The 13,830-nt window shown below is 63.1% G+C and carries 14 protein-coding genes and 1 pseudogene; 14 read left to right on the forward strand and 1 reads right to left on the reverse strand.

What is annotated here, in order from left to right; translation table 11 throughout:
* The first annotated feature begins 26 nt into the window (after positions 1 to 26).
* The 12 genes and pseudogenes from gyrB to BIZ42_RS09535 all read left to right on the forward strand — a co-directional run.
* The gene (gene gyrB / locus BIZ42_RS09480) at positions 27 to 2,486 is read left to right on the forward strand and encodes a DNA topoisomerase (ATP-hydrolyzing) subunit B (RefSeq protein WP_070426277.1); all 2,460 of its coding nucleotides are present in this window, start codon (positions 27 to 29) and stop codon (positions 2,484 to 2,486) included.
* Between the two features lie 90 nt (positions 2,487 to 2,576).
* Positions 2,577 to 3,404, forward strand: coding sequence for a CPBP family intramembrane glutamic endopeptidase (locus tag BIZ42_RS09485; protein WP_070426278.1), 828 nt, complete (start codon positions 2,577 to 2,579; stop codon positions 3,402 to 3,404).
* Positions 3,405 to 3,475: 71 nt separating this feature from the next.
* Positions 3,476 to 4,282, forward strand: coding sequence for a M48 family metallopeptidase (locus BIZ42_RS09490; RefSeq protein ID WP_070426279.1), 807 nt, complete (start codon positions 3,476 to 3,478; stop codon positions 4,280 to 4,282).
* A 142-nt stretch (positions 4,283 to 4,424) separates the two neighbouring features.
* Positions 4,425 to 5,621, forward strand: coding sequence for a tetratricopeptide repeat protein (locus BIZ42_RS09495; protein ID WP_019184053.1), 1,197 nt, complete (start codon positions 4,425 to 4,427; stop codon positions 5,619 to 5,621).
* Positions 5,622 to 5,878: 257 nt separating this feature from the next.
* The gene (locus tag BIZ42_RS09500; protein WP_026069914.1) at positions 5,879 to 6,436 is read left to right on the forward strand and encodes an energy transducer TonB; all 558 of its coding nucleotides are present in this window, start codon (positions 5,879 to 5,881) and stop codon (positions 6,434 to 6,436) included.
* An 86-nt stretch (positions 6,437 to 6,522) separates the two neighbouring features.
* Positions 6,523 to 7,281: a TonB-system energizer ExbB gene (gene exbB / locus BIZ42_RS09505; RefSeq protein ID WP_019184055.1), complete on the forward strand. Its 759-nt coding sequence runs from the start codon at positions 6,523 to 6,525 to the stop codon at positions 7,279 to 7,281.
* A 57-nt stretch (positions 7,282 to 7,338) separates the two neighbouring features.
* Entirely contained in the window at positions 7,339 to 7,764 is a 426-nt protein-coding gene (locus BIZ42_RS09510; RefSeq protein ID WP_019184056.1) for a biopolymer transporter ExbD, read from the forward strand.
* 3 nt (positions 7,765 to 7,767) lie between these two features.
* A complete protein-coding gene (locus BIZ42_RS09515; RefSeq protein WP_019184057.1) occupies positions 7,768 to 8,181 on the forward strand; it encodes a biopolymer transporter ExbD in 414 nt (137 codons plus the stop codon).
* Between the two features lie 115 nt (positions 8,182 to 8,296).
* A complete protein-coding gene (gene cls / locus BIZ42_RS09520) occupies positions 8,297 to 9,757 on the forward strand; it encodes a cardiolipin synthase (RefSeq protein WP_046272265.1) in 1,461 nt (486 codons plus the stop codon).
* A gap of 68 nt (positions 9,758 to 9,825) precedes the next feature.
* Entirely contained in the window at positions 9,826 to 10,086 is a 261-nt protein-coding gene (locus BIZ42_RS09525) for a hypothetical protein (protein ID WP_019184059.1), read from the forward strand.
* Positions 10,087 to 10,090: 4 nt separating this feature from the next.
* A complete protein-coding gene (locus BIZ42_RS09530) occupies positions 10,091 to 10,834 on the forward strand; it encodes a pyridoxine 5'-phosphate synthase (RefSeq protein ID WP_070426280.1) in 744 nt (247 codons plus the stop codon).
* A 286-nt stretch (positions 10,835 to 11,120) separates the two neighbouring features.
* Positions 11,121 to 11,366, forward strand: a pseudogene (locus tag BIZ42_RS09535) (radical SAM protein); the annotation flags it as partial.
* A gap of 151 nt (positions 11,367 to 11,517) precedes the next feature.
* Here the strand turns inward: BIZ42_RS09535 and BIZ42_RS09540 are convergent.
* Positions 11,518 to 11,742 (reverse strand): helix-turn-helix transcriptional regulator, encoded by a 225-nt coding sequence (locus BIZ42_RS09540; protein WP_070426282.1) that lies wholly within the window; start codon positions 11,740 to 11,742, stop codon positions 11,518 to 11,520.
* Positions 11,743 to 11,822: 80 nt separating this feature from the next.
* Here BIZ42_RS09540 and BIZ42_RS09545 point away from each other — a divergent pair, with 80 nt between their 5' ends.
* The gene (locus tag BIZ42_RS09545; protein ID WP_141098939.1) at positions 11,823 to 12,158 is read left to right on the forward strand and encodes a hypothetical protein; all 336 of its coding nucleotides are present in this window, start codon (positions 11,823 to 11,825) and stop codon (positions 12,156 to 12,158) included.
* Between the two features lie 150 nt (positions 12,159 to 12,308).
* Positions 12,309 to 13,400: a PA0069 family radical SAM protein gene (locus tag BIZ42_RS09550; protein ID WP_070426283.1), complete on the forward strand. Its 1,092-nt coding sequence runs from the start codon at positions 12,309 to 12,311 to the stop codon at positions 13,398 to 13,400.
* The last annotated feature ends 430 nt before the right edge of the window (positions 13,401 to 13,830 follow it).

Consider the following 13,830-nt stretch of genomic DNA (forward strand, 5'->3'; position numbering starts at 1 on the left):
GACCTGCGGAGCCTACGGCAAGCGCAATGACTGAAGAACAGAACATCCCCGCAAACAGCGGCAACTACGACGCCAACAGCATCACCGCCCTGGAAGGCCTCGAGGCTGTCCGCAAGCGTCCTGGTATGTACATCGGCGACGTCCATGACGGCACCGGTCTGCACCACATGGTGTTCGAGGTCGTCGACAACTCCATCGACGAAGCCTTGGCCGGCCACGCCGACCATGTGTCGGTGATGATCCACGCAGACGGTTCAGTCTCGGTGTCGGACAACGGGCGCGGCATCCCGACCGGCAAGCACGAGCAGATGAGCAAGAAGCTCGATCGCGAAGTCTCCGCCGCCGAAGTCGTGATGACGGTCCTGCACGCCGGTGGCAAGTTCGATGACAACAGCTACAAGGTGTCTGGCGGCCTCCACGGCGTCGGCGTCAGCGTGGTCAATGCGCTCTCGCAGAAGTTGCTGCTGGATATCTACCAGGGCGGCTTCCACTACCAGCAGGAATTCGCTGACGGTGCTGCGGTCAACTCGCTCAAGCAGGTTGAAGCCAGCACCAAGCGCGGTACCACCCTGCGCTTCTGGCCGTCGGTGAAGGCGTTCCACGATAACGTCGAGTTCCACTACGACATCCTGGCCCGCCGCCTGCGTGAGCTGTCCTTCCTCAATTCCGGCGTCAAGATCGTGCTGGTGGACGAGCGCGGCGACGGCCGGCGCGACGACTTCCATTACGAAGGCGGCATCCGCAGCTTCGTGGAGCATCTGGCGCAGTTGAAGACGCCGCTGCACCCGAACGTGATCTCCGTCACCGGTGAGTCCAACGGAATCGTCGTGGACGTGGCGCTGCAGTGGACCGATTCCTACCAGGAAACGATGTACTGCTTCACCAACAACATCCCGCAGAAGGATGGCGGTACCCACCTCGCCGGTTTCCGTGGTGCGCTGACCCGTGTGCTCAACAATTACATCGAGCAGAACGGCATCGCCAAGCAGGCCAAGATCAACCTGACCGGCGATGACATGCGCGAAGGCATGATCGCGGTGCTGTCGGTGAAGGTGCCGGACCCGAGCTTCTCCAGCCAGACCAAGGAAAAGCTGGTCAGCTCGGATGTGCGCCCGGCGGTGGAAAGTGCCTTCGGTGCGCGCCTGGAAGAATTCCTGCAGGAAAACCCCAACGAAGCCAAGGCGATCGCCGGCAAGATCGTGGACGCGGCGCGTGCACGTGAAGCGGCCCGCAAGGCGCGCGATCTGACCCGCCGCAAGGGCGCGCTGGATATCGCCGGCCTGCCGGGCAAGCTGGCCGACTGCCAGGAAAAAGATCCGGCGCTGTCCGAACTGTTCATCGTCGAGGGTGACTCGGCAGGTGGCTCGGCCAAGCAGGGCCGCAACCGCAAGAACCAGGCGGTGCTGCCGCTGCGCGGCAAGATCCTCAACGTGGAACGCGCCCGCTTCGACCGCATGCTCGCCTCGGACCAGGTCGGTACGCTGATCACCGCGCTGGGCACCGGCATCGGCCGGGACGAGTACAACCCGGACAAGCTGCGCTACCACCGCATCATCATCATGACCGACGCCGACGTCGACGGCGCGCACATCCGTACGCTGCTGTTGACCTTCTTCTACCGTCAGATGCCGGAGCTGATCGAGCGTGGCCACATCTACATCGGCCTGCCGCCGCTGTACAAGATCAAGCAGGGCAAGCAGGAGCTGTACCTGAAGGATGACCCGGCGCTGGATGCGTACCTGGCCAGCAGCGCGGTGGAAAATGCCTCGTTGATCCCGGCCGAGAGCGAACCCGGCATCGAAGGCGTGGCGCTGGAGAAGCTGCTGCTTTCCTACGCCTCGGCGCAGGAAACCATCGCGCGCAACAGCCATCGTTACGACCGCCAGGTGCTGGAAGCGCTGATCGATTTCACGCCGATGGATCTGGAACACCTGCGCAAGGCCGGGGCCGACGAAGGCCTGGCCGCGCTGGCCACCCGCCTCAACCAGGGCAGCCTCGGTTCGCCGCGCTATACGCTGGAACTGCAGGAACCCACCGACGAACGTCCGGCAGCCGTGCTGGTCACGCGTCGCCACATGGGCGAACAGCTGATCCAGGTGCTGCCGCTGGCCGCATTCGAGACCGGCGAACTGCGTGCCCTGCACCAGTCCTCCCTGCTCCTCCACGGCCTGGTCCGTGCCGGTGCGAAGATCAGCCGCGGTGCCAAATCGGCCGAGGTCGGCAGCTTCGCCGAGGCGCGCAACTGGCTGCTGGATGAAGCCAAGAAGGGTCGCCAGATCCAGCGATTCAAGGGTCTGGGTGAAATGAATCCGGAGCAGCTCTGGGACACCACGGTCAATCCCGACACCCGCCGCCTGCTCCAGGTGCGGATCGAGGATGCCGTGGCTGCCGACCAGATTTTCAGCACGCTGATGGGCGACGTGGTCGAACCGCGCCGCGACTTCATCGAAGACAATGCGCTGAAGGTCGCCAACCTGGATATCTGACACAATCGGGGCAAGGCCGGCCGGGGGCGACCCTGGCCAGCCATCGCCTCCCGATGCCAGGAATCCGATGTCCGTTACCCCCCGGCGTCCATGACGCCTCCGCTGCCCCCCGCTGTTCCATCATCACCGCGCAGGCCGGGTTCTCCGCTTGCAGGGTTCTTCATCGATCTGGGCATCGGCGTGGCGGTGCTGCTCTCGCTCAGTCTGATCAGCGGTTTGGCCTGGGGGCTCTACCGCGGTGCGATCGTCGGTTACCAGGCGGCGCGCGACGGTGCGGATGCGTCCGCGGTCGCCGGTCTTGCCCAGCAGCTCGGACAACCCGGTGCCCTCGCCCAGATCCTGATGGCGCTGGTCGCCACCGGTGGCGCGGCACTGGTGCTGTATTTCTTCCGTCGTCGGGCCACGCCCGCCGAACGGGCGCTGTCGTTCCAGGCCGCCCGTCGCCCTTCCACCTGGGGGTGGACACTGCTGGTCGCCACCGGGGTGATCGTCGGCAGCAATCTGATCGCGTGGCTGGCCAAACAGGGCGGTATCGAGCCGGTGCCGACCAACCTGGCGCTGATGGAACAGGCGATGACACGCTTCCCCTGGTTCCTGGCGCTGTTTGCCGTGGTGCTTGCTCCGGCTTATGAGGAACTGCTGTTCCGTCGGGTGCTGTTCGGTCGCCTGTGGCAGGCCGGCCGGCCGCTGCTGGGCATGTTGCTGAGCAGCCTGGCCTTCGCCCTGGTGCATGAAATTCCCGGTACCAGCGCCAACGGCCCATGGGAATTCGCCCAGCTGTGGCTGGTCTATGGCGGCATGGGCGCCGCCTTCGCCTGGCTCTACCAGCGCACCGGTACCTTGTGGGCGCCGATCGCCGCGCATGCGTTGAACAACGGCATTGCCCTGGCCGCCCTGATGTTCCTGGGCATCCAATAACGACCATGCGGCTTGACGAAAATTTACGTCGCCACGTTCCACACTGCGCATATGAACACGGGGGATCGCACATGAAACCAGTGCTGTTGGGAATTGCCATCGCCATGCTGGTGAGCGCGTGCGCCACCACCACCTCACCCACCGGCCGCCGCCAGATGGTGGGCGGGGTATCGCAGGCCGAGCTGGACCAGCTGGGCGCGCAGGCGTTTACCGAGACCAAGTCCAAAGGTACGTTGAGCACCGACCCGAAGCAGAATGCCTACGTCCAGTGCGTGGTGAATGCGCTCGTCGCTCAGCTTCCCGCACAGTACCGTGGCGTACGGTGGGAGACGGCCCTGATGGTCGACAAGGAACCCAACGCGTTCGCTTTGCCCGGCGGCAAGGTCGGGGTCAATACCGGCATCTTCACCGTCGCCAAGAACCAGGATCAGCTGGCCGCCGTCATCGGCCACGAAATCGGGCACGTGATCTCCCGCCACCACGAAGAACGCATCACCCGCCAGATGGGTGCGCAGACCGGGCTGTCGGTGCTCGGCGCGCTGGCGGGCGCAGCCTACGGCGAGGGCGCGGCCAGTACCGTCAGCCAGCTCGGCGGCGCCGGTGCCCAGGCGGCCTTCCTCCTGCCAGGCTCGCGCACCCAGGAAAGCGAGGCCGATATCGTCGGCCAGCGCCTGATGGCCGAGGCCGGTTTCAACCCGGCCCAGGCGGTCGATCTGTGGCAGAACATGATGGCTGCCAGCGGCGGCCGGTCACCGCAGTGGCTGTCCACCCACCCCGATCCGGCCAACCGCATCCGGGAATTGCAGCGAGACGCGCCCTCCCTGAGTGGTGTATACCAACAAGCCCAAGCGGACGGGCGTCGTCCGAAGTGTGGCTGACGCGCCCGTATGCGACCAAAAGATGCTGTATTGCAGCATCGGAAACGATTTCTCACGCCATCAGTTTCTGATACGTTTGGCGGCTCAGATTTTTCTGACAGTCCGTTTTGATGCCGCTGCGGCGGTTCGATCGAGGTGAAAGATGATTTTCAGCAACCACAAGCAAGCCGTCCTTTCCGTCCTCATCGCGACCGCTGTAAGTGGCGCCATGATCACCGATGCCTTCGCCCAGGCCCGCTCGTCGGAGCGTGGCGCGCGTGGTGGGAAGAAGCAGGCCAAGGCCGAAGTGCTCTACCCGAACGCGACCCGCCAGGAGCCGGAGCAGAAGTCCTCGGCCAAGGTCGGCCCGAAGCTGCAGAAAATGATTGACAGCTACAACGACCAGAAGTTCCCGGAGACGCGCGCGCAGGCCGACGAAATCCTGGCCAATCCCGCCGCCAACACCTACGACAAGTCGCTCGCCGCGCAGCTCGCCTCGCAGGCGGCCTACCAGCTGGACGACGTCGCCTCGGCCAAGAAGTACCTCGAGCAGGTGCTGCAGCTCGGCGGCCTGGACAACAACGGCCATTACCAGTCGATGCTGATGCTGGGTCAGCTGCAGCTGCAGGACGACCAGATCAACGAAGGCCTGGCGACCCTGGACAAATACTTCGCCGAGACCAAGTCGAACAAGCCCGAAGAGCTGATCGCCAAGGGCCAGGCGCTGTACCAGGCCGAGCGCTATGCCGAGGCCATCCCGGTGCTGCAGCAGGCCATCGCCGGCTCGCCCGAGCCGAAGGACAACTGGAACCAGTTGCTGATGGCCGCCATGGCCGAAGCCGGCCAGACCGGCGAAGCGGTCAAGCAGGCTGAAACGCTGGCTGCCAAGAACCCGAACGACAAGAAGGCCCAGCTGAACCTGGCCAGCATGTACATGCAGGCCGACCAGATGGACAAGGCCGGCGCGGTCATGGCCAAGCTGTATGCAGCCGGCCAGCTGACCGACGAGCGCGAGTACAAGCAGCTGTACTCGATCTACGCCAACAGCGAGAACAAAGAAAAGGACGTCATTGCCGTTATCAATGATGGCCTGCAGAAAAACATCCTGAAGCCGGATTATCAGGTATACCTGGCACTGGCCCAGGCGTACTACTACTCCGAGCCGCAGCAGGCGGACAAGGCGATCGAGGCGTGGCAGAAGGCTGCCCCGCTTTCCAAGGATGGCGAGACCTACCTGAATCTGGCACGCGTGCTGCATTCGGAAGGTCGCATTCCGGAGGCCAAGCAGGCCGCCCAGCAAGCGCTGGCGAAGGGTGTGAAGAACCAGGCGGATGCGAAGAAAATCATCAACCTGAAGTAAGTAGGAATAACGCCTGAATGCCTGCACAAGTGATGCGCAGGCGCTCAGGATTGGTATAAGCTTGGAGGTTCCTGCGGTGTCATGCACCGCTGATCATGGGCTACCTGTCCCCGGGTATCCCGGCCCCACTAATGAGCTCTTGGCGCATGACGGAACAACTAGTCGTTCACAGGTACGAACAACGCGATGACACCGGCCTCTCCTGGCCGCGTATCGTGGGTATCGCTTTTGTAATCGCACTGCATCTCGCCGCCTTCATGATGCTTCTGATCCCGGCTGTGGCTCCCAAGGCCGTCGCGGAGAAAGAACGCAACATCATGGTGACCCTGGTCGACGCTCCGCCGCCGCCCCCACCGCCGCCGCCGCCGCCGCCGCCGGATGACACTCCGCCGCCGCCGGTCAAGAACCTGTCGCCGCCGAAGCCGTCCCCGGTTCCGCCGCCGCCGCAGGCTCCTGTGGTCGATATCCCGGACCCGCGTCCGACCGACATCGTCACGCCGCCTTCGCCGCCGTCGCCGCCGCAGCCGCCGAGCACCATTGAGGCAAGCGTCGACATCTCGTCGAAGAACATGAACCCCCCGCGTTACCCGCCGGCCGCGTTCCGTGCTGGTATCCAGGGTGAAGTCATCCTGATCATTGACGTCGATGCCAATGGCAACGTCACCAATGTGTCGGTCGAGAAGTCCAGCCGTAACCGTGACCTTGACCGCGCCGCCATGGAAGCAGCTCGCAAGTGGAGCTTCCGTTCCGCGGAATCGGGCGGGAAGAAGGTCGCAGGTCGCGTTCGCGTCCCGGTCAACTTTGCGCTGAACTGATAGTGGCCGGTGGCCCGCCGGCCACCGCCTCTAGCGGTTATTTCTAGCAATACCCTTTATCACCACACACAACAAAGGTAAGCGTCATGCTGCAGGAACTTTTCATCGCCGCTGCTGCCGGGGGCAACTCCAACGCCCTGTCGCAGATGGGCTTCGAGCACCTGATCCACGAGATGACCACCCAGCCGGGTGACTTCGCCGTCTCCTGGGTCGTGCTGCTGACCCTGATCATCATGTCGGCCATGTCCTGGTACTGGACCGTCATCAACATCTTCCGCGCCACCCGTCTGAAGGCTGCTGCCGACAAGGTCGTGAGCCTGTTCTGGGATACCCCGAACGCCCAGGACGCCATCCGCGCGATGGAAGAACAGCCGGCTTCGGAGCCCTTCTCCAAGATCGCTCTGGACGCTGCACAGGCTGCTGCGCACCACCAGCGTTCGGAAGGCGGCACCTCCGGTGGCCTGGGTGAGAACCTGAGCCGTTCGGAGTTCGTCGATCGCGCCCTGCGTCAGGCCGTGACCCGCGAAAGCAACAACCTGCAGTCGGGCATGACCCTGCTGGCCACCGTCGGCGCAACCGCTCCGTTCGTGGGTCTGCTGGGTACCGTGTGGGGCATCTACGGCGCGCTGATCAAGATCGGTGCCACCGGTTCCGCCTCGATCGACGCCGTTGCCGGCCCGGTGGGTGAAGCACTGATCATGACCGCCATCGGTCTGTTCGTGGCTATCCCGGCCGTGTTCGCCTTCAACTTCTTCAGCAAGATCAACAGCGCCACGATCAGCAAGTTCGATACGTTCGCTCACGACCTGCACGACTTCTTCGCCACCGGTTCGCGCGTTCGCTGATAGCGACGCGCGTCACCCAGCGAGAACGTAGTCAACACGATCTAGACGGAGCCCGTTATGGCTTTCAGTAGTGGTAACAGCGGCGGCCCCATGGCCGACATCAACGTTACGCCCCTCGTGGACGTGATGCTGGTGCTGCTGATCATCTTCATCATCACGGCGCCCCTGATGTCCCACAAGGTCAAGGTGGATCTGCCTGAGGCCAACCTGGTGCAGAATCCGGAAGACGCTGAGAAGCGTTCGAGCCCGATCACCTTGGCAGTCAAGGAAGACGGCTCGATCTACTGGAACGACGAGGAAATCGACAAGCAGACGCTCGAGTCGCGCTTGGCGACCGCCGCCCAGCAGACCCCGCAGCCGCCCCTCAACCTGCGTGGTGATCGCACCACCAAGATGCGCGTCATCAACGAGATGACGAAGATCGCGCAGGAACAGGGCATGCTCGACGTTGGCTTCGTCGCCACCAAAGAGAAGGGGCAGTAAGCCATGGCGTTCAGTACTGGTGGTAACAAAGGCCCCATGGCCGACATCAACGTCACGCCCCTCGTGGACGTGATGCTGGTGCTGCTGATCATCTTCATCGTCACCGCGCCGATCATGACGTACCCGATCGCCGTTGACCTGCCGCAGCGCGTGCTCAACCCACCGCCGGTGACTGTCGAACCGCCGCCGCCGATCGAGCTGAAGGTGGACGCCAGCAACCAGGTGTCGTGGAACAACAGCCCCGTGGCTGTGAGCGAACTGCAGCAGCGTATGGAGCAGGAAGTGCAGCGTGATCCGACCAACCAGCCGGAACTGCGCATCGATGCCAGCCCGGACTCCGAGTACGACGTGATGGCCAAGGTATTGGCTGCCGCGAAGAATGCTCAGATGAAGAAGATCGGCTTCGTACAGCAGTAATACGCAAGACGCAGTCATGACGCGACTGGAAAACGCCCCTGGAAACAGGGGCGTTTTTTTTGTGCCACCGCCCGTGGATACGCGCCAGCGCCACGCCGCCCGCTATTATCCGGCCATGCTCGCAACCTTCGATCTCTTCGGGGACTGGCTCGACGCCATCCCGCACCTGCGCCCGCTGATGGTGGCGGCCTACATTCTCTATCTGCTGTGGTTGATCGGCTGGATCATGCTGCAGAAGCGCGAGCCGGTCGCCACGCTGAGCTGGATCCTCTCGCTGGCCGCCCTGCCCTATGTGGGGCTGTTCATCTACTACCTGCTCGGCCCGCAGAAGGTGAAACGACAGCGCCTGCGCCGTGGCCGTTCGCGCTCGGGCATGGAGCACTACAGCAGCGTCTGCCCGCCGGATGCGGACTGCACCGAGCTGGCCAAGATCGCCCAGGCCACCACCGGGCTCTCACCGAGCTCGGCCACCGAGGTGGAGTGGCTGGTCGATGGCGCGGCCACCTACAGCGCACTGCTTGCCGCGGTGGCCACGGCCAAGGACCACCTGCACCTGGAGTACTACATCTTCAATCCGGACCACGCCGGCACCGCGCTGCGCGATGCGCTGACCGAGCGTGCGGCGGCCGGCGTGCGCGTGCGCCTGCTGCTCGATGCGGTCGGCTCGTCGTCCATCCGCAAGCGCTTCCTGCAGCCGCTGCTGGATGCAGGTGCCGAAGTCGTCTGGTTCCATCCGCGACAGCTGCTCAAGCCGTTCAAGCGGCCCTGGTTGAACCTGCGCACGCACCGCAAGCTCGTCATCATCGACGGCCTGCAGGCCTTTACCGGCGGCATCAACATCACCGATGAAGAAGACGAGAGCGTCCGCCCGGATGCGTATCGCGACCTGCACATGCGGCTGCGTGGCCACGTGGTGCGCAGCCTGCAGCTGGTCTTCATCGAGGATTGGATCTACGCCACCGGCCAGGAGCCGGCGCGCTTCAACATCGCGCAGTTGTGGCCCGAGACCATGCCCAGCCGCAGCGAGGGCAGCATCAATGCGCAGGTGCTGGTGTCCGGTCCGGACTCGTCATGGGAGACCATCCACCGGCTGCACGTGGCGGCGATCCACGAAGCGAAGGAGCGCGTCTGGCTGGTGACGCCCTACTTCGTGCCCGGCGAGGCAGCGCGCATGGCGCTGACCTCGGCCGCACTCGGCGGCCTGGACGTGCGCCTGCTGGTGCCCAAGATGAGCGACTCCTGGTTCGTCACCCAGGCCGCGCGTTCCTACTTCGACGAGCTGCTGCAGGCCGGGGTCAAGATCTACGAGTACGGCCCGCGCATGCTGCACACGAAGGCCTTCATCGCCGATGACGATGTCTGCATCGTCGGCAGTGCCAACTTCGACCACCGCAGCTTCCGGCTCAACTTCGAGCTCTCGATGATGATCAGCGATACCGACCGCGTGGCCGCGCTGGCCGAGATCCTGCTGGCCGAGTACAGCAGCGCCTCGCCGGTCTACAACGATCGCCAGCGTTCGCTCTGGCGGCACCGTGTTCCGGAGGCCTTCGCACGCTTGGCATCGCCGTTGCTGTAGCCACCGCTCCCCGTGGAACCGCACCCGGCGCCAGCGCTACACTGGCCCGGTCAATCGGGGAGAACGACATGTACTGGCTGTTCCTGCTGTTCGCGCTGGCCTGTTTCGGCATGGCGCTCAAGACCCCCCACATGGGGCTGATGGCGCTGTCGCTGCTGGGCACCCTGGTGTTCCTGCTGGCGTGGGTCCGCGGCCTTTACGTGGCCCGCTTCGGTGACGTGCAGCCCACCCGCGCGGCCATCACCGATCCCAACGAACTCCGTCGGCTGCGGGAGCTCGCCCTCCAGGCGCGCACCCCGACCGCTCAGGGTGAGTCCGACCCCTCGTAGTGCCATGACCCAACTCAGCGTCAACGTGAACAAGATCGCCGTCCTGCGCAACTCGCGCGGCGGCACCGACCCGGACGTGCTGCAGGCCGCCCGTGCCTGCCTGGAGGCCGGCGCGCACGGCATCACCGTGCACCCGCGCCCGGACCGCCGCCACATCCACGCCGAGGACGTGCTGGCCCTGTCCGCGCTGACGGCCGAGCGCGGGGTGGAGTTCAACATCGAGGGCAACCCGTTCGCGCCACCGCGCGAGGGCTACCCCGGGCTGCTGCCGCTGTGCGCGCAGACCCGCCCCGCCCAGGCCACCCTGGTGCCCGATGGCGACGGCCAGCTCACGTCCGACCACGGCGTCGACTTCGCCCGGGATGCGCAGCGCCTGCGCCCGCTGATCGCCGAATTGAAGACCTACGGCTGCCGGGTCAGCCTGTTCGTGGATGCGGGCGACCCCGACATCGCCCAGGCCGCGGCCATCGGTGCTGACCGCGTGGAGCTCTACACCGGCCCTTACGCCGAGGCCCATGCCGCCGGCGACGCCACGGCCATGCTGGCCGTGTTCGCCGATGCAGCCCGCCGCGCGCAGGCGGCCGGCCTGGGGGTCAACGCCGGGCATGACCTGTCGCAGGACAACCTGGCCGATTTCCTGCGGACCGTGCCGGACGTGCTGGAAGTCTCGATCGGCCATGCGCTGATCAGCGAGGCGCTGTATGTCGGGCTGGATGCCACGGTGAAGGGCTATCTGCGGCTGCTGTGATGCGGCGCGTAGCCCTGCCGCGCAAGGGGCGCCCGGCATCAGGTAGAGCCGACCGTTGGTCGGCTCAGCCGCCGGTGACGTGGCACGCGAGGCACGCGCTCTGGCCCTGTGGATAATGTAGGGGATCAAATCGGCTCCCACCCCCGGTGAGCCTTACCGGGCGCAGGTTTCACTTCCAATTGCCCCTGTGGTTAGTAATACTACTAACCATGGATATCCCCTATCCCCGCCGTTCCGACGCCACGACGTCTCATTCCCTGAGACATCCGGGCGATAGGCTTTGAAGATGGGTATTGCGATCAAAGGCCGGGGCTCCAGCACACACCTGGCGGGCCGCTTCGAGGTCACCGTCAGCGAAGCGATGGACGACGGCTGGGCGCCGGACGAGAGTGAAGAGTTCGCTGCCCCGCGCCTGCGCACCGAAGTCCGCGCCGAGACCGCGCGCAGCATCATCAGCCGCAACAAGTCGCCGGACGTCGGCTTCAGCCAGTCGGTCAATCCGTACCGCGGTTGCGAGCACGGTCTGAATTTCCCATAAGTGTTCACTGAGAAAGTACTTTCCAATCAGCAACTTGTGGATGGAAAAGTGGACACTCTCGGTGTCAAAGCTTCGAAAATCGGCCAGACAGCGTTATTCCGCCAGGAAAGGACGATTGGAGGCTGTGAGAGTTAGGCGAAACGTTCTAGAGACCTGCCTCTGTCAGCAGCTCAGACATTGTCTTCTTGAGGCCATTGGCCACTCGTTCGAGTGTGGCGAGAGTGACATTCTTCTCGCCACGCTCAATCTTGCTGTAGTAAGCCCGGTGCATCTGGATATGGTCTGCAAAGCCTTCCTGACTGAATCCAAGAGCGACGCGACTCGCCCGGATGACGTCGGCCAGGGCTGCCTGATGCGTATGTTCGACCATACGACCAAGCTTGTGGTTCCAGTACTTTAAAGACTACGCCTCTAAAGGTAGTCTACTTATAAGTACTGATCTGAATTCTCATGAATTTCTATCTCGTATGCCCGGAACTGGAATTCACTCTAGAGCTGCCCTTCTCTCCTTTAGGAAGAGAACAAGTGATCAGCCAGGTTCGTCGAATGCAAGAAGACGAAGGCCAGTCGAGAAGCTTTGAGTACCGCCTAGCGGAGGAGCTATCGAGGCTCATTCCAGAACTCACCGACTGGGACATCAAGCCCCCGACAGGAGCGCAGATGGCATACGCAGTCTCGCTGTGTGCCCAGTTGGGAATTGTGCTCCCAGCAGCCACCCGTCGATCGCGGGGCCTAATGCAGACCTTCCTGGCTGAAGCCAAAGCGCTCGCTAGCCAGCGGGACTGATGGTTGCCCAGCCACAACCGTGCTGTGGATAAGGTTGGGAATACAACACGGAGCGATCAAGCATGAGAGCTACAGCTAGCTGAATTCCCGGACCTTGCAGTCCCTGTGGTTAGCAATAATACTAACTACTCACTAAGGGCTGAGGGCGGCATGGAACTGGATGCTCGAAAGGCCCAAGTACCTATCAAAGGTCGAGGCTCCGCCTCACGCGTGCCAAGTCGCTTCGACGCCACGACAACAGTCGGCATCGACGATGGCTGGGAATCGGTCTACGAAGACCTGCAGGAGTTGCCACAGCTAAGAACTGAGGTGACCGAAGAACGCGCCCGGACTGTGATCAGCCGCAACAACTCCCCTGACGTTGGATTCAGTGCGTCGGTCAATCCTTATAGGGGATGCGAGCACGGATGCGTCTACTGCTTCGCGCGACCTTCCCACAGCTACCTCAGCCTATCGCCAGGTCTGGACTTTGAGACCAAGCTCTTTGCGAAAACCAACGCCGCAGAGCGGTTGCGCAGTGAGCTTAGTCGGCCCAGCTACCAATGCGCTGCCATTGCCTTGGGCATCAACACGGATGGGTACCAGCCCATCGAAAGGAGTTACCAAATTACCCGCCAATGCCTTGAGCTTCTGGCCGAAACACGCCACCCCGTGAGCTTCGTGACCAAGAGTGCATTGATCACTCGTGACATCGATCTACTCGCGGCCATGGCTAAGGACCGCCTGGTCACGGTGTACTTCTCAGTGACCACACTTGATCGAAAGCTGTCAGCAAAGCTCGAGCCACGAGCTGCTGCTCCGCACGCACGGCTAAGGGCGATGGAGACACTACATAAGGCCGGTGTACCTGTTGGTGTACTGGTGGCTCCTGTCATTCCTCGCATCACTGACCACGAACTCGAAGCGATCCTTGAAGAAGCGCATGCCCATGGAGCGCGGGCAGCAGGCTACGTGCTGTTACGACTACCCAACGAGATCAGGGACATCTGGAAAGAGTGGCTGGAACTGCACTATCCGGACCGGGCCGAACACGTTCTTAGCCTCATGCGCCAGTTGCATGGTGGCAAAGAGTACGACGCCGCATTCGGTACCAGAATGCGAGGTACGGGCCCCTTTGCGGATCTACTTGCCCAAAGGTTCAGGAAGGTTCACAGAGGCCTGGGATTCGCAAAGCTCCCTCCCCTGAACACCCAACTCTTTCAGCCCCCAAGGGAGCTGTCGCCCCAGGGCCAACTGTTCTGAGAAGTAGATGGACCCCACAACAAGCAGATCGGCAAGTTGTCTCAAGCTGTGAGATGAGCAAAAGCTAGCCTTTCTGAAAACAACTACACCGAGAGAATGGTAATGAGCTGGCTGAAGCCGATACGCCTCTACTACCCTGCCGGCCTGGTGGCGATTCTCTCCTTCGCATTCGCGCTAGTCGTGCATCCCCTTGGCGACAACAGCTTGACCAAAGGCTTCTATCAAGTGGCCATGTGGCTACCAGCGGCGGGGCTGGCATTTGCCTTCATCCATGGTCTGTGGACCTTCCATCGGTGTCGCCAAGCGGAACTAGGCACAGGGCCGATCTGTCCCTACTGCGGGGGGCCACTGGGGGCCGAAAAAAGCGGCAGATACAGCCTCCACAGGACTTGCATGGCGTGTGGGAAGCACGCTAACGAGCGGCACTACC

Source organism: Stenotrophomonas sp. LM091 (assembly GCF_001806305.1).
Classification (GTDB): Bacteria; Pseudomonadota; Gammaproteobacteria; order Xanthomonadales; family Xanthomonadaceae; genus Stenotrophomonas; species Stenotrophomonas bentonitica_A.